Raw genomic sequence first — 22268 nt, 5'->3', positions numbered from 1 at the left:
CAAAGCGGCTGAAAGGGGCTTGGGCGGGCGCAGCTAACGCGTGCCGGCGCCGGCCAGCAAGGCGGTCCGGGTCACGAGCAAGACCTGGTCCTCGCCCGCGGAGGTTTCGAGCCACACCACCTCGAGCTGCGGAAACGCGGCCTCGAAATAATCGCGCTCGTTGCCGATTTCCAGCACCAGCACTGCCTGGTCGCTCATGCGCGAGGGCGCGTCGGCGAACAACTGGCGGATGAAATCCATGCCGTCGGCACCGCCTGCGAGCGCCAGTTCGGGTTCTGCAAGGTATTCGGCGGGCAGGGCGGCCATGCTGGCGCTGTTCACGTAGGGCGGGTTGCACAGCACCAGGTCGTACGGGCCGGGCACGTTGGCCAGGCCATCGGATTGGATCAGCGTGACGCGCGCGTCGAGTTCATGGCGGGTGACGTTGATCGCGGCCACTTCGAGGGCCTCGGCAGACAGGTCGGCGGCGTCCACCGTCACGTCCGGGTAGGTCAGGGCCGCGATGACGGCCAGGCTGCCGTTGCCGGTGCACAGGTCGAGCACGCGCTGCGTGTGCTCGCCGAGCCAGTAGTCGATGCTGCCATCGGCGATCAGCTCGGCAATGAAGCTGCGCGGCACGATGGCGCGCTCGTCCACGTAGAAGGGCACGCCTTGCAGCCACGCCTCTTTGGTGAGGTAGGCGGCAGGCTTGCGCGTGGCGATGCGTTCGTCGAGCAGCGCGGCCACCTTGCCGGCATCGGCCGGAGAGACGGCGGTGTCGGCCACCGCATCGAGGTCGTCCAGCGGCAGCTTCAGGCGCCAGAGCACCAGCCAGGCGGCTTCGTCGAAGGCGTTGACGGTACCGTGGCCGAAGGCGACACCGGCCTCTTCCAGCCGCTTGGCGCTGGCTTCGATCAGTTCGATGACCGTGCTCATCGGGCGAGCGAGGCTTCGAGCCGGTCCAGCGTGCGCCTGTAGATGTTCTTCAGCGTCTCGATCTCGGCGACGTCGATGTGCTCGTCGATCTTGTGGATGCTGGCGTTGACCGGGCCGAGCTCGACCACCTGCTTGCAGATCTTGGCGATGAAGCGCGCATCGCTGGTGCCGCCGCTGGTCGAGAGCTCGGTGGCGATGCCGGTTTCATCGGCAATCGCCGCCTGCACCGCCGTGACGAGCTCGCCGGGCGTGGTCAGGAAGGGCAGGCCGCCAATGGTCCAGGCGAGCGTGTAGTCGACGCCATGGGCATCGAGCACGGCGTGCACGCGCTGCTGCAGCGATTCGGGCGTCGACTCGGTCGAGAAGCGGAAGTTGAAGTCGATCACCGCATTGCCCGGAATCACGTTGCTCGCGCCGGTGCCCGCGTGGAAATTGCTGATCTGCCAGCTCGTGGGCTGGAACCAGGCGTTGCCCGCATCCCAGCCGCCGGCCGTGTTGAGGGCCACCAGCTCGGCCAGCGCGGGCGCCACCGCGTGCACCGGGTTCTTCGCGAGGTGCGGGTAGGCGATGTGGCCCTGCACGCCCTGGACCGTGAGCTTGCCGCTCATGGTGCCGCGGCGGCCGTTCTTGATCATGTCGCCGCAGCGCTCCACCGCCGTGGGCTCGCCGACGATGCAGTAGTCGAGCACCTCGCCACGCGCGGCCAGCGTGTTGCAGACGACAACGGTGCCATCGACGGCAGGGCCTTCTTCATCGCTGGTGAGCAGCAGGGCCAGCGTGAGCTTCGGGTCGGGCGTGGCCTGCAGGAATTCCTCGATGGACACGACGAAGGCGGCGACCGAGGTCTTCATGTCGCAGGCGCCGCGGCCATAGAGCTTGCCGCCGCGGTGCGTGGGCGTGAACGGGTGGCTGGTCCATTGCTCGACGGGGCCGGTGGGCACCACGTCGGTGTGGCCGGCAAACACCAGCGTCTTGCTCGCCGCGGCGTTGGCCGGGCGGCGCACCGCCCACAGGTTGGTCACGCGAAAGTCTGCGGGGCCGCTCTCGATGGTCTCGAGCGCGAAGCCCAGTTGCACCAGCCGTTCGCCGAGGATCTGTTGGCAGCCCGCATCGTCGGGGGTGACGGAGGGGCGCGAGATGAGTTGTTCGGCGAGCTGGAGCGTACGGGACATCGGGAAAAGGCTTCGTTCAGAACTTCACGTCGAGCGTGATGTCGGTAAAAGTGGGTTCGTCGACCTGGTCCGTGAGGTTGCGGTCGTCGATCTGCTGTTTGGGGGCGGCGCGGTTCTGCAGGCGCCACAGCAGGTTGGTGGGCGAGTCGGAGTGGGACAGCCCCTCTTCGCGCGTCACGCGCTCTTCGATGATGAGGCGGGCGATGTCTTCCTCGAAGGTCTGCGAGCCTTCGGCCATCGATTGCTCCATGGCCTCCTTGACGGCGGAGAAGTCGCCCTTTTCGATCAGATCGGCCACCAGTGCGGTGTTGAGCATGACTTCGAGTGCAGRCACGCGCGCGCCGGCCGGCGTGCGCAGCAGGCGCTGCGACACGATGGCGCGCAGCGCGCCGCCCAGGTCGCCCAGCAGCGTGGGGCGCACTTCGACCGGGAAGAAGCTCAGGATGCGGTTCAGCGCGCGGTAGCTGTTGTTGGCGTGCAGCGTGGCCACGCACAGGTGGCCCGACTGCGCGTAGGCAATGGCGGCCGTCATGGTGTCGCGGTCGCGGATTTCGCCGATCTGGATCACGTCGGGCGCCTGGCGCAGCGCGTTCTTGAGCGCGGTGTGCAGCGACGTGGTGTCGCTGCCCACGTCGCGCTGGTTCACCAGCGATTTCTTGTTGGTGTAGGTGAACTCGATCGGCTCCTCGACCGTGAGGATGTGGCCGCTGGCGTTCTCGTTGCGGTAGTCGAGCATCGAGGCGAGCGTGGTGGTCTTGCCCGCGCCGGTCGCGCCGACCATCAGGATCAGCCCGCGCTTGTCCATGATGAGCGTCTTCAGGATGTCGGGCAGGTTCAGGTCGGCAAAGCTCGGAATGGTCGAGGCGATGTGCCGCACCACCACCGCATAGGTGCCGCGCTGGCGCATGGCGCTGATGCGGTAGTTGCCGGCGCCTTCGAGGGCGACGGCCATGTTCAGTTCGCCCGTGCTCTCCAGCTCCTGGATGCGGGCTTCGGGCACTACCTCGGACAGCAGCGCGAGCGGTGCGGTCGGAGGCAGGATCTGCGCATTGATCGGCACGCAGACGCCGTTGATGCGGATCATCACCGGAGAGTGGGCCGAGAGGTAGATGTCGGAGGCCTTGCGCTCGGCCATCAAACGAAGAATTCGCTCCATCATGTTCATCGGTCTCTCTCCTCGGGTGCTGTTGTTTTCTAAGGGGAAGGAAGCAGGATCAGTCGCGCAGCAGGTCGTTCAGGCTGGTCTTGGAACGCGTTTGCGCATCGACGGTCTTGACGATGATCGCGGCGTAGGTGCTGTAGTCCTGGCCCGACTTGGTCTTCTTGGGCAGGTTGCCGCTGATGACGACGCTGCCGGACGGCACGCGGCCGTAGAAAGTCTCTCCGGTGTCCCGGTTGAAGATCGGGGTGCTCTGGCCGATGTACACGCCCATGCCGAGCACCGAGTTCTCCTCGATCACCACGCCTTCGACCACTTCCGAGCGTGCACCGATGAAGCAGTTGTCTTCGATGATGGTCGGGCCGGCCTGCAGCGGCTCGAGCACGCCGCCGATGCCGACGCCGCCCGAGAGGTGCACGTTGGCGCCGATCTGTGCGCACGAACCCACGGTGGCCCAGGTGTCGACCATGGTGCCTTCGCCCACGTAGGCGCCGATGTTCACGTACGAGGGCATCAGGATCGCGCCCTTGGCGATGTAGCTGCCGCGGCGGGCCACGGCCGGCGGCACGATGCGCACGCCCGATTCCTTCAGCTCGCCGGCCGACAGGTGCGAGAACTTGGTCGGCACCTTGTCGTAGAAGCCGAGCGAGCCGGCCTGCATCTGCTCGTTGTCCTTCAGGCGGAACGACAGCAGCACGGCCTTCTTGATCCACTGGTGCACCGTCCACTGGCCGACGCTCTCGCGGGTGGCGACGCGCAACTGGCCGTTGTTGAGCTCGGTGATCACGTGTTCGACGGCATCGCGCACTTCGGCCGGGGCGGCGGCGGGCKAGATGTTGGCGCGGTCTTCCCACGCGGCGTCGATGATTTGTTGCAGTTGCTGGGTCATGGAGAAAGTCTCGGGTGAAAAATGGAAGCCAGGGTGGTATGCGACGGTGGGTTCAGCGCCGGCCGTCCTTGACGAAGCGGACGATGCGCCCGGCGGCTTCCACGCACTCGGCCGTTTCGGCCACCAGGGCCATGCGAATGCGGCCCCGGCCGGGGTTGGCGCTGTGTGCCGTGTCGCGCGCCAGATAGCTCCCGGGCAGAACCGTCACATTGTATTGAGCGTAGAGCGCGCGGGCGAAGGCTTCGTCGTCGCCAGCCCACACTTCGGGCACGCCGGCCCAGAGGTAGAAACTGGCGTCGGGCAGGCGCACGTCGAGCACCGGCTCGAGCAGCGGCGTGACGGCTGCGAACTTGGCGCGGTACTGGGCGCGGTTGTCGACGACGTGCGACTCGTCGCCCCAGGCCGCGATGCTGGCCGCCGCCACGCTGCCGCTCATGGCGCTGCCGTGGTAGGTGCGGTAGAGCAGGAATTTCTTGAGGATGGCCGCATCGCCCGCGACGAAGCCGCTGCGCAGGCCGGGCACGTTGCTGCGCTTGGACAGCGAAGTCAGGGCGATCAGGTTCCTGAAGTCGGGGCGGCCGAGCTGCACGGACGCTTCGAGGCCGCTCAGCGGGGGCTCGTCGCGGAAGTAGATCTCGCTGTAGCACTCGTCGGCCGCGATCACGAAGCCGTGGCGGTCGGAGAGCGCAAAGAGCTTCTTCCATTCGTCCAGTGCCATCACGGCGCCGGTGGGGTTGCCCGGCGAGCAGACGAACACGAGCTGCGTGCGGGCCCAGATCTCGTCCGGCACGGTGTCCCAGGCGACCGCGAAGTTGCGCGCGGGCACGCTCGGCACGTAGTACGGCTCGGCGCCCGAGAGCAGGGCCGCGCCTTCGTAGATCTGATAGAACGGGTTGGGCGACACCACCACCGCCTGGGGCGAGGCGGTGGCGTCGACCACGGTCTGCGCAAGCGAGAACAGGGCCTCGCGCGAGCCGTTGACCGGCAGCACTTGCGTGGCGGGGTCGAGCTTCAGGCTGTAGCGGCGGTGGAGCCAGTCGGTGAAGGCGGTGCGCAGCTTCAGGTCGCCGGCGGTGGCGGGGTACGCGGCCAGCGCGCCGAGGCTGGCGCTCAGGGCGTCCTTGATGAACGCCGGCGTCGCGTGCTTCGGTTCGCCGATGCCCAGGCTGATGGCGGGGAATTCGGGGCTGGGCGTGACGCCCGCGAACAGTTGCTTCAGCCGCTCGAAGGGGTAGGGCTGCAACCTGGAAAGCAAGGGGTTCATGCCCGGGATTATCGGCGACGGGATGTCGGCTTCACGACGCCAGGGTCTCGATCGTGCAGTCGATCAGCGCCCGCAGTCGCGCCAGTCGCCGCAGGTCGCGGTGGTAGCCGAGCCAGACGTCGCGGCCGGGCGGCGCTTCGCCGAGGTCGATGCGCTGCAGGCCGGGGGTCTGGTCGCCGAGCGCCACGGGCAATACGGCCAAGCCGGTACCCGCGGCGCAAAGCCGAGCCTGCACCTCGCGGTTGTTGCTGGCGAATGCGACACGGGCATTGGGCAGCATGCGGCGCAGCCAGACGGCGTCTGGGAAGTCGCGGTACGCAGTGTCCAGCGTGACGAGCGCGCTGCCCGCGCCGTCGCCGGCCTTCGGCGCTTTCTGGCCGGCTGCCCCGAACACGGCGTAGTCCATGTACATCAGCTTGCGCTGGAGGATGTAGGGCTCGTCGAACGGCTGGATGCGGAACACGAGATCGGCTTCGCGCCGCGCAAGGTTCAGCAGGCGCGCGTCGGTCAGCAGCTCGACGCTGACGCCGGGGTGCTGGCGAATGAACCCCGCCAGCATCGGCGAGAGCACGTACACGCCGAACCAGTCCGAGGACGACACGCGCAACGCGCCTTCCAGCCGCTGCTCGCGGCCTTCGAGTTCGCGCTGGAAGGCGAGTGCCTGTTCCTCCATGCGTTCGGCATGGCCGAGCACCGATTCGCCTTCGGCCGTGAGCACGAAGCCGTCGCTGGTGCGCTGGAACAGGGCGAGCGACAGGCTCGCTTCGAGCGCCTTCAGCCGTCGGCCCATGGTCGGCTGCGACAGGCCGGTCTGCCGGGCTGCGGCCATCAGCGTGCCGGTGCGGGCGACCGCCAGGAAAACCTTGACGTCGCTCCATTCCATGGGGGTGTCATTCATTTATGAATGATAAACCTGCATTTCTGTCAATTTACTTGCAGTTGTGTTGATCGAACAATCGATCCACTCATTCGCAACTTCAAGGATTTCCCGATGACAGCCTCTTCTTCGACCATGCGTGCCGCCGTGCTCGACACCGCCGGCCAGCCCTTTCGCAGTGCCGAACTCACGCGTCCCGTGGCCGGCCGCGGCGAGGTGCTGGTCCGCATCCACACCAGCGGCGTGAACCCGCTCGACACCAAGATCCGCGCAGGGCAGGCCGCGCACGCGCAGCAGCCGCTGCCGTCGGTGCTCGGCATGGACCTGGCCGGTGTGGTCGAGGCGGTCGGCTCAGGCGTGACGAAGTTCAAGCGCGGCGACGAGGTCTACGGCATGGCCGGCGGCATCGGCGGCCTGCAGGGCACGCTGGCCGAGTACGCGGCCGTCGATGCCGACCTGGTTGCGCTCAAGCCGCACAACCTCGGCATGCGCGAGGCGGCGGGGATTCCGCTGGTGTTCATCACGGCCTACGAAGGGCTCGTGGACCGCGCGAAGACGCAGGCCGGGCAGACGGTGCTGGTGCACGGCGGCGCAGGCGGCGTCGGCCACATGGCGGTGCAGCTGGCGCGTTCGCTGGGCGCCAGGGTGTTCGCGACCGGCGCGCCGGAGCAGGCCGAGACCATCCGGCGATTCGGCGCAACGCCGATCGACTTCACGACGACATCGGTCGATGCCTATGTAGCGCAGCACACGGCCGGCGAGGGCTTCGACGTGGTCTACGACACGGTCGGCGGTGCGGTGCTCGACGCCTCGTTCGCCGCCGCCCGCCGCTACGGCGGCCACGTCGTCAGCTGCCTGGGTTGGGGCACCCACAAGCTGGCGCCCCTGTCGTTCCGCGCCGCGACCTATTCGGGCGTGTTCACGCTGATGCCGATGATCATGGGGCGGGGCCGTGCGCACCACGGCGAGATCCTGGAAGCGGCGACCCGGCTGGCCGAAACCGGGCAGCTCGTGCCGCTGATGGACGCGCGCCGCTTCACGCTGGGCGAAGCCACGTCCGCCCACGAAGCGGTCGAACGGGGCAAGGCCCAGGGCCGCATCGTGGTCGACATCGCGGCCTGAGCTTCCTCAGCAGAGCGGATGGTTGAACTGGCCGATCATGTTGGCGAAGTTCCGGTTGTAGCGGTTGGCCGAGTTGACGATGCTGGAGCTTTGCATGTGCGCGGGCATCCGGGCCATCGCGCCGGTCTCCTTGCGGTTGAACACGCCGTCCTTGATGTCCTTGACCATCGAGCGCGACTGGCCGATGAACTCGTTGATCTGCAGCATGCCGCCGCTGCAGCTCTTGCCGCTTTGGGCCGTCTGCTCGGCGATCTTCTTGCTCCAGCCTGCGGCCGAGTCGGCCACCAGCGCCAGCGACGCTTCGAAGGCCGCCAGCGCCTTCGGATCGTTGGGCGCCTCGAACAGCGCGCCGGCGTCGGCGTGGTTGACCTTGCCGTGATAGATGAGGCCGGCGCGGTAGTAGGCAGCGGTGTCCTTCGGCGCCTTCTCGAAGGCCTCCTTGGTCAGCGCCTGGTCGCGGGCGCTCAGGCCCTTGTCGAACGCCGCTTCGGCCTGCGCGACCGCGGTGAGCGCGGCCAGGTAGTCCTTGCTCATCTGGCGTGCCTTGTCGCCGTTGTCGGCGAGATAGCCCTTGGAATTGGCGTAGTCGTTCAACTCGCGGCTCAGGGGCGACAGCACCTTGAGGGCGGCGGAAAACGCCTTGGCCGATTCGTCGATCTCGGGCAGCGGCGCGTCGATGGCGACCGCCGTGTCCAGCTTCTTGGCCGACCGGTCGACGAGGATGTCGTTCTGGATGCGCAGGCTGGTCAGCGGCGCCTTGCCCTGGAGCAGCGGCACCTGGCTCTGCACGTAGCTCTCGCGCGCTTCCTGGAACGAAGTGCGCAGGTTGTTCGAGACGTCGACGTAGATGTTGTATTTCTCGACGAGCTGCTGCGCGTTGCCGGCCTGTTCGGCCTTGACCGGAGGCTGGGCCTGCGAGGCCTTGTCCGCCTTGTCGCCGCAGCCGGCGACGAATGCCGAAACGGCGATGAGGGTGGCTCCCAAAAAGGTCTGGTACTTCATTCTTTCTTTTCTTTCGTTAAAAAAACAGCGCAGGCAAGCCGTGGTCCGGCTTGCCGAGAAGTCATCGGAGCCCGCTGGGCTCCGGGGGAACATCGTGGGGGTTTTTGCCGCTGCCTGAGGACAGCGGTCGGGCGCGTCAGACGGCGCTGGCAGCGCTGCGCCGGTAGAAGGCGAGCGATCCGGCCAGTGCCAGCAGCATGCCGCCGCAGGCGCGGTCGATCCAGCGTGTGGCCGACACCGTCAGCAGCCGGATCGCGCGGGCGCCGACGAAGGCGTAGCCCAGCATCACGGTCATGTCCAGGCCGGCGAAGATCAGCGCAATGATCAGGTACTGCGGCGCCTGGGCGGCCGAGGGGTCGATGAACTGCGGCAGCAGCGCCGAGCAGAAGATGTAGCCCTTGGGGTTGGTCACGGCCACCAGGAAGGACTTGAAGAAGATGCGCCGGCTTTCGCCCGCCGTCACCGACGGCGCGGCATCGGCGGTCGGCAGGTGGAAGCCGCCCTGGGAGCGCAGCATGCGCAATCCGAGCCACGCGAGATAGACCGCGCCGACCCATTTCAGCATCGAGAACCAGAACTCCGACGCCGCCAGCAGCGCACCGAGCCCGAGCGCCACGGCGCCGACGAGCACGAAATCCGACAGCACCGCGCCGAGCATGCCCGGCAGGGCGCGCCGCACGCCGTGGCGCGAGCCGTTGCTGAGCGCCAGCAGCACGGTGGGGCCGGGCGTGGCAATGGCCGCGAAGGCCACGATGGAGAACAGCAGGGCGGTGGCGAGCGTCATCGTGGTGTCTTCCTTCAGGGTTCTAGATCTTCTTGACCAGGACCATGCTCTTGCGGTCCCAGTTGTACTTGCGCTTGCGAGCCTCGGGCAGCCAGTCGGGGTTGACCTGCTGGAAGCCGCGCTTGAGGAACCAGTGCATGGTGCGCGTGGTGAGCACGAAGATGCTTTCCAGGCCCATGGCCTTGGCGCGGTGCTCGATGCGCTTGAGGATGCGTTCGCCGTCGCCCTGCGACTGCGATTGCGGCGACACGGTCAGCGCGGCCATTTCGGCGGTCTTCGCCTCGGGGTACGGGTAGAGCGCCGCGCAGCCGAAGATCACGCCGTCGTGCTCGATCACCGTGTAGTGGCCCACGTCGCGCTCGATCTCGGTGCGGTCGCGCTTGACCAGCGTGCCGTCGCGCTCGAAGGGCTCGATCAGCTGCAGGATGCCGCCGATGTCGTCCACCGTGGCTTCGCGCAGGCTTTCGAGCTTCTCGTCGATCACCATGGTGCCCACGCCGTCGTGCACGTACACCTCGAGCAGCAGCGAGCCGTCGAGCGCGAACGGCAGGATGTGGTTGCGCTCCACGCCGCCCTTGCAGGCCTTGACGCAGTGCTGCAGGTAGAAGGCCGTGTCGGTGGGCTTTTGCGCCGGCGGCAGCGAGGCAAGCAGCTTTTCGGCGGCGTCGAGCGGCAGCTCGGTGTCGATCGGGTTGTCTTCGCTTTCTGGCAGCTCGCTGTCCATGCGGATGCCCGGAATCTCGGTCAGGAAGATCAGCTTGTCGGCCTGGATGGAGATGGCGACGCTGGTGGCGACCTCTTCCATCGTCAGGTTGAAGGCCTCGCCGGTGGGCGAGAAGCCGAAGGGCGACATGAGCACCATGGCGCCGAAATCGAGCGTGCGGCGGATGCCGGCCGCATCGACCTTGCGCACCAGGCCTGAATGCTTGAAGTCGACCCCGTCGACCACGCCCACGGGGCGGGCTGTGATGAAGTTGCCCGAAATCACCCGCACCGTCGAACCCGCCATCGGCGTGTTCGGCAGGCCCTGGCTGAATGCGGCCTCGATCTCGTAGCGCAGTTGGCCGGCGGCTTCCTGCGCGGAGTCGAGCGCCACCTCGTCGGTGATGCGGATGCCGTGCGAATAGCGCGCCTCGTGGCCCTTGGCCGCGAGCTGCTCGTTGACCTGCGGACGGAAGCCGTGCACCAGCACGATCTTGACGCCCATGCTCTGGATCAGCGCCAGGTCTTGCGCAATGTTCTGGAGCTTGCCGGCCGCAATCGCCTCGCCCGCCAGCCCGACCACGAAAGTCTTACCGCGGTGCGTGTGGATGTAAGGCGCGACCGAGCGGAACCAGGGCACGAAGGTGAAATTGAAGACGGTGGACATGGGGCGTGATTGTGCATTCTTGGAGGGCTTTTCGTACGGGTCAGGCCATTGCGCGCAGCACGCGGGCTGCACTGGCGGCCAGACCCGCTCCGCCACCGCGGTCGGGAGCCGCGTGCAGCAGGTCCGCCTTGCGGGCGCGGAAGGTGGCGAGCAGCGCCGCGTAGGCGTCGGTCGACTCGCCGGCCGGGGTGGCGGGCAGGTCGAGCATGGCGGCCAGTTCGGCCGGGGCGATCGAGCCTTCGCGCATCAGCGCATCGACCACCGCCATCAGCGACGTGGTGTGCGTTTCGAGCAGGGCGCGGGCGCGCGCATGCTCCTGCGCCAGCAGGGCCTCGATTTCCGGGTTGGTCGCGTCGACGTCCGTGTTCAGGTTGACCTCCGAGTCGTTCGTGATGTCGGTGCGGCTCAGGCGCGTGCCGAAGGCGAAGTGGCGCACGTACTGCGCCGCATAGGAGGTGGCCTGCAGGAAGTCCTGCGAGGCGCCCGAGGTGCTGGCCTGGTCGCCGAACACCAGCTGTTCGGCGGCACGGCCCGCGAGGCTCACGCAGATGCGGTCGCGCAGATTCTCCTTCGACCAGGCCTTGCGTTGCTCGTAGCTGTTGTAGCCGCCTTCGAACGAGGCCACGTTGATCTTGATCTCTTGCGGCGCGCGGCCGAAGAGCACGCTGTAGACAACGCCGTGGCCCGCCTCGTGCACGGCGAGCAGGGCGCGAAAGTCTTCGCTCGAGCGTTGCTTGAGGCGGCTGAGCTCCAGCGCCACCGGGAACTGGCGGCGCGCCTTGCGGTACTTCGCCACGATGCAGGGCACGCTCGCATCGAGCGTGAGCCACACCGGCTCGGCACCGTCGGCGCCGCGCTCCAGCGCCCAGAGCGCCGCGTTGACCAGCGACGCGCTCAGGATCGCGTGGATCGACGAGAACAGCGGGCGCGTGCCCTGGGCCGGGAACACGGCGTTGGCATAGATCTGCTCGTACACCGTGGCGTCGAGCACGAAGCGCACGCCGGAGCTTTCCTGGATCTCGCCCACGTAGCGGTCGCAGATCGACAGGATCAGCTGCACGTAGGTCGCGCGGTTGAACGAGGGGTAGATCACGTGGGTGTTGCCCAGTCGCGCGATCTGCTCGGGGCGGAAGCGTTCGGCCAGCGCTTTCTTGACGTCGATGACCGAAAGCTTCTTCGTCAGCGCGTGGAAGATGTCGGCATCGGTGTCGCAGTCTTCCACGCGCTGGGCCGTCTCGGTGTACATCTCGTCGAGGTTGCCCGAGACGAACACCAGCAGCTTGCTGTAGTCGGTTTCCCAGCCCTGCTGCGTGTCGCGGAAGGCGCGCAGGCGCGCATGCACCTCGGAGGGCTTCCAGGTCATGATCTGCAGCAGGGTGTCGGGCAGCTTCAGGCAGCGCTTGACCTCGCGCGCCTCCCACGGCGAGAGGTGCAGCTTGCGCTTCTTGAGCTTCTTCTTGTCGGCGGGGCCGTCACGGTCCTGCTCGTACTCGGCGTAGGCGAGCGAGGACTCGATCTCGCCGAGCATCGAGAGCGCCGGCGGCAGGCGGCCGTCGGACAGCAGCGCCCACACGTCCTGGTAGCGCTCGACCTTGGCGTCGTTGCGGTTGCTGTCGACCGTGCGAAAGCGCTGGAACTCATCGAGCACCAGGATGCCCGGCGTGCCCTCGGCAATGCCCGACTGGGCCAGCATGGCCGAGATCGAGCCCGAGCTGCCATAGCCCGAGCCGTGGCTGAAACCGTCCATCTGCACTTCGATGAAGCGGTCGTAGAAGCCCAGGTGCTGGGCGAGCCTGCGCACCAGCTGCGTCTTGCCGGTGCCAGTCAGGCCCCAGAGGCAGACGATGACCGGGCGGCTGATGAGCTGCGGCAGCACATACCAGGCGCGCAGCGAATCGATCACGCGGTCGATGATGTCGTCGATGCCGAAGAGCTCGGCCTTCAGCGACTGGGCGACGGTCTGCAGGTGCTTCGTGCGCTCGGACAGCTCGGCATGCAGTTCGGAATGAATGTCGGTAGACATGGAAATTATTCTTCTAAAAAAAACAGGTACGGAAAAGCGGCCACCTCCTCGCAATGAGGACGTGGCGGGCAGACGCTGTGAAGGGTCGGTTGCTGCGCTTCTGTGTCTGAAGCGCGCGACTCAAAGAAGTGGCGCGGGCTTCAGGCCGGGCGAGGCAACCGGACCCCGCCATGCGCTGGGAACGCATGGCTTGCGCAGCGGCTGCGCAAGGTGGAGGGGGCGGGGCGATAGGACATGGACGCGATCGTAGCGGCGGCTTGCGGTAGAGTAAAGACTATTTACATCACGCGCTGCACCGGAGCGCCGTACTGTGGAAGCTGTGCAACAGCTGCGGTGCGCGCCGATAATCGACGGTTTGCCCGCCGCGTGCTGCCGACGACTGCTTTCCCTTGACGACCACGACACCCTCCGCCCCCTTGCGCATCGAGTTTCCCGAATCGCTTCCTGTTTCCGGCAGGCGCGACGAAATCATGGCCGCCATCGCGGCGAACCAGGTCGTGATCGTTTGCGGCGAAACCGGGTCGGGCAAGACCACGCAGTTGCCGAAGATCGCGCTGGCGCTCGGCCGCGGCAAGATCAATGCCGAACCGGGCAAGGGCCGGCTGATCGGCCACACGCAGCCGCGACGCATTGCCGCGAGCTCGGTGGCCAAGCGCATCGCCGAGGAGTTGAAGACACCGCTGGGCGATGTGGTCGGCTTCAAGGTGCGCTTCCAGGACAGGCTTTCGCGCGACGCCTCGGTCAAGCTGATGACCGACGGCATCTTGCTGGCCGAGACGCAGACCGATCCGCTGCTCAAGGCCTACGACACGCTGATCATCGACGAGGCCCACGAGCGCTCGCTGAACATCGACTTCCTGCTGGGCTACCTGCGCGAGATCCTGCCGCGCCGGCCCGACCTGAAGGTGATCGTGACCTCGGCGACCATCGACGCCGACCGCTTCGCGCAGCACTTTGCTTCGGCCAAGGGGCCGGCGCCGATCATCTACGTGTCGGGCCGGATGTTCCCGGTCGAGCAGCGCTATCGCCCCTTCGAGGAGTCGCGCGACTACGACCTGAATGACGCCATCRCCGATGCGGTCGACGAACTCTGGCGCGATCCGCATCACGCCGGAGATATCCTGGTTTTCCTGCCTGGCGAGCGCGAGATCCGCGAGGCGGCAGACCACCTGCGGCGGCATTTGGCGCACCAGCCGCTGATGCGCAATGCCGAGGTGCTTCCGCTCTTTGCGCGGCTCTCGCCGGCGGAGCAGGACCGCATCTTCGACGGCCACACGGGCCGCCGCATCGTGCTGGCCACCAACGTGGCCGAAACCTCGCTCACCGTGCCGGGCACCCGCTATGTGATCGACATCGGCACGGCGCGCGTCAAGCGCTACAGCTTCCGCAGCAAGGTCGAGCAGTTGCTGGTCGAGCCGATCAGCCAGGCAGCGGCCAACCAACGCGCGGGCCGTTGCGGGCGCGTGGCCGACGGCATCTGCATCCGGCTTTACGACGAGAAGGATTTCGAAGGCCGTCCGCGCTTCACCGATCCGGAAATCCTGCGTTCCTCGCTGGCGGGCGTGATCCTGCGCATGAAGTCGCTGCGGCTGGGCGACGTGTCGCGCTTCCCGTTCCTGGAAGCGCCGTCGCCGCGCGCGATTGCCGACGGCTACCAGCTGCTCAACGAGCTCGGCGCGGTCGACGACGCCAACGAGCTCACGGCCACCGGTGCCGAGCTGGCCAGGCTGCCGCTCGATCCGCGCGTGGGCCGGATGATTCTCGAAGCCCGCACGCGCGGCGCGCTCGAGGAGGTGCTGGTGATCGCCTCTGCGCTCAGCGTGCAGGACGTGCGCGACCGGCCGATGGATGCGCAGCAGCAGGCCGATCAGTCGCATTCGAAGTTCGACGACGAGAAGAGCGAGTTCAGCGGCTACCTGCGCCTCTGGAAATGGATCGCCGACGCGCGCGGCGGCCATGGCGACGTCCACAAGCTCAGCAACCGGCAGTACGAGCAGCTGCTGCGCCAGAACTTCATCAACATCCGCCGCGTGCGCGAATGGCGCGACATCCACTCGCAGCTGCTGACGGTGGTCACCGAGCACAAGTGGCGCATCAATGCCGAGCCTGCCGGCTACGAGCCACTGCACCTGTCGATGCTCGCCGGTCTGCTCGGCAACGTCGGCTGGAAGCTCGAAGACGACGAGGCCTACCTTGGTGCCCGCGGCATCAAGTTCTACAAGCATCCCGGTGCGCACCTGAAGAAGAAGCCCGGCCGCTGGATCGTCGCGGCCGAGCTGGTCGAGACCACGCGCCTCTTCGGCCGCGGCATCGCCAACATCGAGCCGCAGTGGCTCGAACAGGTGGCAGGGCATCTGCTGAAGAAGCAGTTGCTCGATCCGCACTGGGAGAAGAAGGGCGCGCAGGTTTCGGCGCTGGAGCGCGCAACGCTCTACGGCCTCGTGGTTTACAGCGGGCGCCGTGTCGACTTCACCAAGGTCGATCCGGTGGCGGCGCGCGAGATCTTCATCCGCGAAGCGCTGGTCGGCGGGCAGTGGGAAAGCAAGTTCCCGTTCCTCGTGGCCAACCGCAAGCTGGTGCGCGAGGTCGAAGGGCTGGAGCACAAGTCGCGCCGGCAGGACGTGCTGGTCGACGACGAACTCATCTTCGCCTTCTACGACGCGCAGTTGCCCGCCGATGTGGCGAGCGGCATCACCTTCGAGAACTGGTATCGCCAGACTTCGAGGGACCAGCCGCGCCTGCTGTACCTGACGCGCGACGAGTTGATGCGCCACCAGGCGGCCGGCATCACGACGCAGTCGTTCCCGGCCACGCTGCGGCTTGGCGGCGTGGACTGTGCCGCGACCTACCTGCACGAGCCGGGCGACCCGAAGGACGGCCTGACGGTCAGCGTGCCGCTTTTCGTGCTCAACCAGGTGAGCGAGGAGCGCTGCGAGTGGCTGGTAACCGGCATGCTCAAGGACAAGATCCAGGCACTGCTCAAGAGCCTGCCGCAGCGCCCGCGTTCGCGGCTGGTGCCGCTGCCCGAGTCGGCGGCGAAGCTGGCCGAGGCCCTTTCCGTGCCGGAGCTGTTCGGCGCCGGCTCGCTGACCGACGTGTTGCTCAAGCGTGTGCGCGACATGACCAGCATCGACGTGAAGCGCGCCGATTTCAAGCTCGACATGCTGCCGCCGCACATGTTCATGAACCTGCGCGTGATCGACGAACACGGCCGCCAGCTGGGCATGGGCCGCAACCTCGGCGCGTTGAAGGCCGAGCTGGGCGCGCAGGCGCGGGGCGCCTTCCAGGCGCTGGCGGGGCTCAACGTCAAGGCGTCTCCGGAGAAGAAAGCGGCGGAGGGACAGCCGCAGGCGGCCGCGAAGAATGCGGCAGCCGAACCGGCGGCCGTCGCCTTGCCCGCGGGCCAGCGCTACACGGCCTGGACCTTCGGCGAGTTGCCGGAGCTGATGGAAGTGCGGCGCGGCGCGCAGTCGCTGATCGGCTTCCCGGCGCTGCGCGACGAAGGCGACGCGGTGACGATCGAAGTGTTCGACGAGCCGGCCGTGGCAGCCGCGAAGCATCGCGCCGGCCTGCGCCGCCTGTTCGCGCTGCAGCTGAAGGACGCGCTCAAGTACCTCGAGAAGAACATCCCCGACCTGCAGAAGATGGCCGTGGCCTACATGCCGCTCGGCACCTCCGAGGAACTGCGCACGCAGATCGTCGACGTGGCGATCGACCGCGCCTTCCTGCAGGAGCCGCTGCCCACCGAAGAGTTCGCCTTCAAGCGCCGGCTGGAGGAGGGCCGCGGCCGGCTCACGCTGATCGCCAACGAAGTGGCACGCCTGGCATCGGCCATCCTCGTCGAGTACGCCGCCGCGGCGCGCAAGATCAAGGACACGAAGATCCAGCCCGAAGCCGTGCAGGACGCCGCGCAGCAGCTGCAACGGCTGGTCGGCAAGCGCTTCATTGCCGATGCGCCGTGGACGCAGCTGCAGCACTTTGCGCGCTACCTCAAGGCCATCGTGCTGCGCCTCGACAAGCTGCGCGCGGACCCCGCACGCGACACCGCCAAGCTGGCCGAACTGCGCCCGCAGGAGCAGCGCTACTGGCGGCTGGTGGCCGAGCGCAAAGGCGTGGTGGACGATCGGATGCTCGAGTTCCRCTGGCTGCTCGAGGAGCTTCGCGTGAGCTTCTTCGCGCAGGGGTTGCGCACGCCGCAGCCGGTGAGCGTCAAGCGGCTGGACAAGGCCTGGACCCAGCTGCAGGCATGAAAAAGCCCGCGGCGGTGCGGGCTTCTTCGGGAGGGGCTGCGCAGAGCGCTATATGCGGCCCATGAGCACAAGAATCACAAGGATCAGCACCACGAGTCCGAGGCCGCCGCTGGGCCCATAGCCCCAGCTCCGGCTGTATCCCCAACTCGGCAACGCGCCGATCAGCAGGAGGATCAGGACGATCAGCAGAATGAAGGAGAGGGACATGTTTTGCTCCTGGGACGTTTGTTGAAACGAGCCTTGATGCTTACCGTCCCGGGACGCGCAGAACGCCGGAGAGCCGCCCCTTCGGCAGTCAGGAAGGTCCTACCGTGCGCGTCGGCGCTTTGCCGGTGCGCCGGAAGGCCGGAACACTACCCCAAGGCGAGCAGTTGCAGTTGCTCGGTCAGCAAGGTGCCGGCGGCTGCGAGCACGAGGCCCATGACCAGGAAGCCCGCCGCCCACAGCGTGGACACCAGCGCCTGCCGCCAGGGTCGCGAGCGGAAGAAATAGATCGGGATGCCCAGCAGCGGAAAGATTCCGGCGAGCAGCGCCGAGCGGCCGGGCGGGATCACGCCGCGCGCCAGGCTGTCGGCCCGGCACCACGCGTAGCAAAGCGCCGAAATCAGGAACGCATGGGCCACGTCGAGCGGGGTGTAGTCCTTGCCCCGAAGCGGAGGAATGAAGGCGTCGGCCACGCCCACGACGAAGAAGGAGACGGCCAGAGCCAGCAGGATCCAGCGCGGTCGATTCATCGTCATGCCGGCGCCGGAATCCTGACTGCCGGCGTCAGAGCCTGGCGAGCCGGTCCAGCGCGGCGACCAGCGTCTCGTCTTTCTTGGCGAAGCAGAAGCGCACCACGCGCTGGTCGAAGCCGTTGCCGTAGAACGCCGACAGCGGAATCGCCGCCACGCCGATCTCGCCGGTGAGCCAGAGGCAGAAGTCGGCTTCGGAGAGATCGCTCACGGCCGAGATGTCGACGCACTGGAAGTAGCTGCCCTCGCTGCGCAGCAGCTTGAAGCGCGTCTTCTCGGCCAGGCCGGCAGCGAACAGGTCGCGCTTGCGCTGGTAGAAGGCCGGCAGCTCGAGGTACGGCCCGGGCTCGGCCATGTACTGCGCCAGCGCATGCTGCATCGGCGTGTTCACGGTGAACACGTTGAACTGGTGCACCTTGCGGAACTCGGCCATCAGCGGCGCCGGCGCGGCCACGTAGCCGACCTTCCAGCCGGTCACGTGGTAGGTCTTGCCGAAGCTGCTGACGATGAAGCTGCGCGCGGCAAGGCCCGGGAAGCGCGCCACGCTTTCATGGCGTGCACTGTCGAAGACCATGTGTTCGTAGACCTCGTCGGCGATCACCAGCGCGTCGGTCGGCGCGAGCAGTTCTTCGAGCTTGCGCATCTCGGCCTCGGTCCAGACCGTGGCGCTCGGGTTGTGCGGCGTGTTGACGATGATCGCGCGCGTGCGCGGGCTCAGCGCGGCGGCGATCTTGTCGAAGTCGGGACGGAAGGTGCCGGGCGTGAGCGGCACGCGCACCACGCTGCCGCCGGCCAGCTCGATGTTGGGCACGTAGCTGTCGTAGCAGGGCTCGAGCACGATCACTTCGTCGCCGGGCCGCACGATGGCCAGGATGGCGGTGATGATGGCCTGCGTGGCGCCCGCGGTGACGGTGATCTCGGTGGCCGCGCTGTAGCTGTGGCCGTAGAGCGCCGCGATCTTGGCGGCAATGGCGTCGCGCAGTGCCGGAATGCCGGGCATCGGCGGGTACTGGTTGTGGYCGGCGGCCATGGCGGCCGTGACGTCTTCGAGCAGCTTCGGATCGCAATGGAAATCCGGGAAGCCTTGCCCGAGATTGACCGCATTCTTCTCGGCGGCCAGCGCCGACATGACCGTGAAGATGGTGGTGCCGACGGCGGGCAGCTTGGTCGTGATCTCGGGCGTGCGTGGGGAAAGCACAGTACTCATAGTTCGTAGTCTTGTTGGTGGCCGCTCAGGGCCTTGGCGATCAGGTTGCGGTCGAGCCGGTCGGACAGCAGCTCGGCGAACTTGAAGACGAAGTTGCGCAGATAGGCGCTGCGCTTGAACGCGACCCGGGCAATATTCTGGCCGAACACATGGCCCATCGGGCGCACCACGAGGTCGGCGTTCGACTCGTCGCGCACCGCCATTTCGGCCACGATGCCCACGCCCAGGCCGAGGCGCACGTAGGTCTTGATCACGTCGGAGTCGATGGCTTCGAGCGCGATGCGCGGCGTGAGCTTCTTCTGCGCAAAGGCGTGGTCGATGCGCGTGCGGCCGGTGAACGACGGGTGGTAGGTGATGATCGGCTCGAGCGCCAGGTCTTCGAGCGAGATGCGTTCCTTGGCGGCCAGCGGGTGGTCTTTCGGCAGCACCAGCACGTGCTGCCATTCGTAGCAGGGCAGGGTCACCAGTTCGGCATAGCCGTCGAGCGATTCGGTGGCGATGCCGATCTCGGCGATCTCGTCGATCACCATGCGCGCCACCTGGTCCGGCGAACCCTGGTGCAGGCTCACGTTGACCTTGGGGTAGGCCTCGCGCAGGTTGGCCACGGGCACCGGCAGCACGTAGCGCGCCTGGGTGTGGGTGGTGGCGATGGAGAGCGTGCCGCTGTCCTGCGCGCTGAACTGTTCGCCGATGCGCTTGAGGTTGCCGACCTCGCGCATGATCAGTTCGATGCTGGCGATGACGTGCTGTCCCGGCTCGGTCACGCGCTTCAGGCGCTTGCCGTGGCGCGCGAAGATTTCGACGCCCAGTTCTTCCTCGAGCTCGATGATGGCCTTGGAGACGCCCGGCTGCGAGGTGTGGAGCGCCTTGGCCGCCTCGGTGAGGTTCAGGTTGCGCCGCACGGCTTCCTGAACAAACTTGAATTGGTGCAGATTCATATCAAATTCCGTCTTATTGCGGAATTCATTATGCCTTCGGAATCTATCGAAATTGCCGAATCTTCAGGATTTGACCGCAATTCTGGCCAGCAATCCGACCAGTTCGGGCTCCTCGCCCACGATGCGCGCGAGCGTGAAATCGATGTGGGGCCAGGTTTTCCGAAGGGTTTCGAGCTGCAGTGGCAGGTCTTCGCGGGCGTGCTTGCCCATGCCGAGGAACAGCGGAACGACGCGGACGGCGGTTGCGCCGCCGGCAATCAGGCCGGCCACCGCCGAATGGAGGTCTGGCGCGGCCAGTTCCATGTAGGCACACACGACACGCGCCGCCGGATCGTCCCGACCGATTTGCGCGGCCACGGCCTCGATGGGCTCGCGCCAGCGCTCGTCGCGCGAACCGTGGGCCAGCAGGACGATGCCCCGCAACTCCGCCGACAGGGTCATCTTCGGAGAACCAGCCAGCTGAAGGCGGTCAGCGACATCACCGAGTAGATGAGCCCCGGCGCCGCCGCCGTGAGCCATGGCGACCAGTTGCTGAGGTTGCCGAGGTAGCCGAACACGTTGTTCAGCAGGAAGAAGCTGATGCCGATCATCACGCCGCCGAACACATAGGTGGTGATGCCGGCCTGGCGGAAGTGCAGGTAGGCGAAGGGCAGGGCGAGCACCACCATCACCAGGCACGAGAGCGGATAGAACACCTTGCGCCAGAACTCGATCTCGTAGCGCTGGGCCGTCTGGCCGTTGGCGTCCAGGTGGCGGATGTAGTCGAACAGGTCGATCGTGCTCATGCGGTCCGGGCGCAACAGCGCCACCGACACCATTTCGGCGGTCAGCGAGGTCGGCCAGTCCAGCTGCGGGATCTCGGTGGTGACGATGCGGGCCTTGTCGGCCGCGCTGCGCGTGTCGTAGTCCTGCTTCTCGATGTCCGACAGCACCCAGTGCCCGTCGAAGATGCGGGCCGACTTGGCGACCAGCTGCTTGCTCACATAGCCGTTGGCATCGAACTCGAAGATGCGGGCATTCTTGAGCGAGCCGTCGCGCGAGATCGAGAGCACGTTGACGGCATAGGACACGTTGTCGCGCTTCTCCTTGAGCCATGCGCCGGTGTTGCCCACCAGCGAATAGGTGCCCTGGTAGCGCGACTTGAGCAGCTGGCCGGTGCGCTCGGACAGCGGTGCGATGTAGTCGCCGACGGCAAAGGTCAGGATGACGAAGCCCACGCCGAGCAGCAGCAGCGTGCGCAGCGCGCGCCACGGGCCGAGGCCGCTGGTGCGCAGAATGGTGTATTCCGAGCTCTGCGCGAGGCGCGCCATCACGAAGATGCAGCCGATCAGCACGGTGATCGGCAGCAGTTCGTAGAGGTGGCTCGGGATCAGCAGCGCCACGTAGATCAGCGCCTGCATCGGTCCGTAGGCCAGGCTTTCGGGCTTGCCGACGGACTGCAGCTCGTCGACGAAGTCGAAGAAGAAGAACAGGCTCAGGAAGCCGAGCGTCACGAAGGCCACCGCCTTCAGTGCCTCGACGTAGATCAGGCGTCGGATGGTTTTCACGAGGTGGGGTCGATCTTTTGAGGCTGGGAGGCCGGCAGGCCACCGGCGATGACGCGCGCAGGCTTGCTGCGGCGCCCCCAGTTGTTGTTGCGCAGGCCCAGCCAGGCCGCGCCGACGAGGAAGACGCCGCCGTGCAACAGGAGCATGAAGGAGCCCATGCCATAGCGGCCGGAGCTGACCCAGCTCTGCCCGAGGTTCAGCAGGTTGTAGTAGATGACGAACGCGAACAGCGCGAGCAGCAGGTTGCCGCTTCGTCCCACGCGCGGATTGACGCTCGAGACGGTCAGCGCCAGCAGCACGAAATTGATGGCTGCCAGCAGCATGCCGACGCGCCAGCCCAGCTCGCCGAGACTGGCGTTGCTGCGATCACGCAGGAGCGACAGGGTGGTGCGGGCACGCGCCGGGGTGGCGTTGCTCGCCGAGTCCGCGCTGCCGCCGGCCCGGGTGCCGTAGGTCTTGAACTCGCTGATCTTGAGCCCCGAGGTCGGCAGCAGCGGACGTTCGAGCCGCTGGCCGTTGCTGAGCATCAGGTAGCGGTTGTTGCCGACGTCCTCGATGCGGCCGCTGCGCGCCGAGGTGGTGATCTGCAGGCCGCGCTCGATGGCCCAGATGAAGACGTTCGTCGCGGTGGCGCCGTCCGGCGTGTCCTTGTCGATGAAGAACACGCGCATGCGGCCTGCCGACTCGCGGAATTCGCCGGGCGTGACGCGCTCGATGTCGCTGCGCTGCTCGTATTGCTGGCGCATGCCCATGGTCTGGGAGTTGGCCCAGGGCCAGCCGACCAGCGCCATCACCGCGATCAGCAGCAGCACCGGCCAGGCAAAGCGGAACAACGGCTCCACGAAGTCGGCGAGTCCGCGGCCGCTGGAGAACCAGATCACCATCTCGCTGTCGCGGTACATGCGCGAGAGGGTGCCGACGATGGCGATGAACAGGCTCAGACTCAGGATGGTCGGCATGTAGCCGAGCACCGTGTAGGTCATCACGAGGAACACTTCTTGCGGGTTCACACTGCC

The 22268-nt window shown here is 66.9% G+C and carries 19 protein-coding genes; 2 read left to right on the top strand and 17 right to left on the bottom strand.

Annotated features, from left to right (window positions below; genetic code table 11):
• Positions 1-33 precede the first annotated feature (33 nt).
• Genes prmB through AC1DXX_RS25860 form a run of 6 tightly spaced genes read right to left on the bottom strand, consistent with a single transcriptional unit; the run spans position 34 to position 6297 of the window.
• The gene (gene prmB, locus AC1DXX_RS25885; protein ID WP_478137077.1) at positions 34-915 is read right to left on the bottom strand and encodes a 50S ribosomal protein L3 N(5)-glutamine methyltransferase; all 882 of its coding nucleotides are present in this window, start codon (positions 913-915) and stop codon (positions 34-36) included.
• Complete coding sequence (gene dapE, locus AC1DXX_RS25880; RefSeq protein ID WP_478137076.1) at positions 912-2087, bottom strand: succinyl-diaminopimelate desuccinylase; 1176 nt, start codon at positions 2085-2087, stop codon at positions 912-914. The genes prmB and dapE overlap by 4 nt, the downstream gene beginning before the upstream one ends.
• A gap of 16 nt (positions 2088-2103) precedes the next feature.
• Positions 2104-3252 (bottom strand): PilT/PilU family type 4a pilus ATPase, encoded by a 1149-nt coding sequence (locus AC1DXX_RS25875; RefSeq protein ID WP_478137075.1) that lies wholly within the window; start codon positions 3250-3252, stop codon positions 2104-2106.
• 49 nt (positions 3253-3301) lie between these two features.
• A complete protein-coding gene (gene dapD / locus AC1DXX_RS25870) occupies positions 3302-4135 on the bottom strand; it encodes a 2,3,4,5-tetrahydropyridine-2,6-dicarboxylate N-succinyltransferase (protein WP_478137074.1) in 834 nt (277 codons plus the stop codon).
• A gap of 52 nt (positions 4136-4187) precedes the next feature.
• A complete protein-coding gene (gene dapC, locus AC1DXX_RS25865) occupies positions 4188-5399 on the bottom strand; it encodes a succinyldiaminopimelate transaminase (RefSeq protein ID WP_478137073.1) in 1212 nt (403 codons plus the stop codon).
• Between the two features lie 31 nt (positions 5400-5430).
• Entirely contained in the window at positions 5431-6297 is an 867-nt protein-coding gene (locus AC1DXX_RS25860) for a LysR family transcriptional regulator (protein ID WP_478137072.1), read from the bottom strand.
• Between the two features lie 93 nt (positions 6298-6390).
• Between AC1DXX_RS25860 and AC1DXX_RS25855 the strand changes: the two genes are divergently transcribed.
• Positions 6391-7398: a zinc-dependent alcohol dehydrogenase family protein gene (locus AC1DXX_RS25855; protein WP_478137071.1), complete on the top strand. Its 1008-nt coding sequence runs from the start codon at positions 6391-6393 to the stop codon at positions 7396-7398.
• A 6-nt stretch (positions 7399-7404) separates the two neighbouring features.
• Here AC1DXX_RS25855 and AC1DXX_RS25850 read toward each other — a convergent pair whose 3' ends face one another.
• From AC1DXX_RS25850 to AC1DXX_RS25835, 4 genes are all read right to left on the bottom strand, one after another.
• A complete protein-coding gene (locus tag AC1DXX_RS25850; RefSeq protein WP_478137070.1) occupies positions 7405-8400 on the bottom strand; it encodes a DUF3829 domain-containing protein in 996 nt (331 codons plus the stop codon).
• 136 nt (positions 8401-8536) lie between these two features.
• Positions 8537-9184, bottom strand: a complete 648-nt coding sequence (locus AC1DXX_RS25845; RefSeq protein ID WP_478137069.1) for a LysE family translocator — start codon at positions 9182-9184, stop codon at positions 8537-8539.
• A 22-nt stretch (positions 9185-9206) separates the two neighbouring features.
• Positions 9207-10553: an amino-acid N-acetyltransferase gene (gene argA, locus AC1DXX_RS25840; RefSeq protein WP_478137068.1), complete on the bottom strand. Its 1347-nt coding sequence runs from the start codon at positions 10551-10553 to the stop codon at positions 9207-9209.
• A 40-nt stretch (positions 10554-10593) separates the two neighbouring features.
• A complete protein-coding gene (locus AC1DXX_RS25835; RefSeq protein WP_478137067.1) occupies positions 10594-12576 on the bottom strand; it encodes an AAA family ATPase in 1983 nt (660 codons plus the stop codon).
• Between the two features lie 470 nt (positions 12577-13046).
• On the opposite strand from AC1DXX_RS25835, the gene hrpA reads away from it, so the two are divergent.
• Positions 13047-16826 carry an ATP-dependent RNA helicase HrpA gene (gene hrpA / locus AC1DXX_RS25830; RefSeq protein ID WP_478137098.1) on the top strand — a complete coding sequence of 1260 codons (3780 nt, stop codon included), beginning with the start codon at positions 13047-13049 and terminating at the stop codon, positions 16824-16826.
• A 48-nt stretch (positions 16827-16874) separates the two neighbouring features.
• Here hrpA and AC1DXX_RS25825 read toward each other — a convergent pair whose 3' ends face one another.
• The 7 genes from AC1DXX_RS25825 to lptF all read right to left on the bottom strand — a co-directional run.
• Positions 16875-17033 carry a DUF3309 family protein gene (locus AC1DXX_RS25825; protein WP_070060790.1) on the bottom strand — a complete coding sequence of 53 codons (159 nt, stop codon included), beginning with the start codon at positions 17031-17033 and terminating at the stop codon, positions 16875-16877.
• A gap of 146 nt (positions 17034-17179) precedes the next feature.
• Positions 17180-17566, bottom strand: coding sequence for a rard protein (locus AC1DXX_RS25820; protein WP_478137066.1), 387 nt, complete (start codon positions 17564-17566; stop codon positions 17180-17182).
• Between the two features lie 28 nt (positions 17567-17594).
• The gene (locus tag AC1DXX_RS25815) at positions 17595-18767 is read right to left on the bottom strand and encodes a pyridoxal phosphate-dependent aminotransferase (protein ID WP_478137065.1); all 1173 of its coding nucleotides are present in this window, start codon (positions 18765-18767) and stop codon (positions 17595-17597) included.
• Entirely contained in the window at positions 18764-19705 is a 942-nt protein-coding gene (locus AC1DXX_RS25810; RefSeq protein WP_013541245.1) for a CysB family HTH-type transcriptional regulator, read from the bottom strand. Before AC1DXX_RS25810 ends, AC1DXX_RS25815 begins: the two co-directional genes overlap by 4 nt.
• A 63-nt stretch (positions 19706-19768) precedes the next feature.
• Positions 19769-20146, bottom strand: a complete 378-nt coding sequence (locus tag AC1DXX_RS25805) for a sirohydrochlorin chelatase (RefSeq protein WP_478137064.1) — start codon at positions 20144-20146, stop codon at positions 19769-19771.
• Positions 20143-21252: an LPS export ABC transporter permease LptG gene (lptG, locus tag AC1DXX_RS25800; RefSeq protein WP_478137063.1), complete on the bottom strand. Its 1110-nt coding sequence runs from the start codon at positions 21250-21252 to the stop codon at positions 20143-20145. Before lptG ends, AC1DXX_RS25805 begins: the two co-directional genes overlap by 4 nt.
• Positions 21249-22268, bottom strand: a 1020-nt coding sequence (gene lptF, locus AC1DXX_RS25795; protein WP_478137062.1) for an LPS export ABC transporter permease LptF, incomplete at its 5' end; no start/stop codon positions are given. The genes lptG and lptF, both read right to left, overlap by 4 nt.

The organism is Variovorax sp. P4_B10 (genome assembly GCF_056402375.1).
Note: the sequence above shows the minus strand (reverse complement) of the source record. Positions and strands in the feature narration are given on the sequence as shown.

Coding starts and splice junctions, on each gene's coding strand:
- prmB (WP_478137077.1), bottom strand. CDS start 915: ATGAGCACGGTCATCGAACTGATCGAAGCCAGCGCCAAGCGGCTGGAA.
- dapE (WP_478137076.1), bottom strand. CDS start 2,087: ATGTCCCGTACGCTCCAGCTCGCCGAACAACTCATCTCGCGCCCCTCC.
- dapC (WP_478137073.1), bottom strand. CDS start 5,399: ATGAACCCCTTGCTTTCCAGGTTGCAGCCCTACCCCTTCGAGCGGCTG.
- AC1DXX_RS25860 (WP_478137072.1), bottom strand. CDS start 6,297: ATGAATGACACCCCCATGGAATGGAGCGACGTCAAGGTTTTCCTGGCG.
- AC1DXX_RS25855 (WP_478137071.1), top strand. CDS start 6,391: ATGACAGCCTCTTCTTCGACCATGCGTGCCGCCGTGCTCGACACCGCC.
- AC1DXX_RS25850 (WP_478137070.1), bottom strand. CDS start 8,400: ATGAAGTACCAGACCTTTTTGGGAGCCACCCTCATCGCCGTTTCGGCA.
- AC1DXX_RS25845 (WP_478137069.1), bottom strand. CDS start 9,184: ATGACGCTCGCCACCGCCCTGCTGTTCTCCATCGTGGCCTTCGCGGCC.
- argA (WP_478137068.1), bottom strand. CDS start 10,553: ATGTCCACCGTCTTCAATTTCACCTTCGTGCCCTGGTTCCGCTCGGTC.
- AC1DXX_RS25835 (WP_478137067.1), bottom strand. CDS start 12,576: ATGTCTACCGACATTCATTCCGAACTGCATGCCGAGCTGTCCGAGCGC.
- AC1DXX_RS25825 (WP_070060790.1), bottom strand. CDS start 17,033: ATGTCCCTCTCCTTCATTCTGCTGATCGTCCTGATCCTCCTGCTGATC.
- AC1DXX_RS25820 (WP_478137066.1), bottom strand. CDS start 17,566: ATGACGATGAATCGACCGCGCTGGATCCTGCTGGCTCTGGCCGTCTCC.
- AC1DXX_RS25810 (WP_013541245.1), bottom strand. CDS start 19,705: ATGAATCTGCACCAATTCAAGTTTGTTCAGGAAGCCGTGCGGCGCAAC.
- AC1DXX_RS25805 (WP_478137064.1), bottom strand. CDS start 20,146: ATGACCCTGTCGGCGGAGTTGCGGGGCATCGTCCTGCTGGCCCACGGT.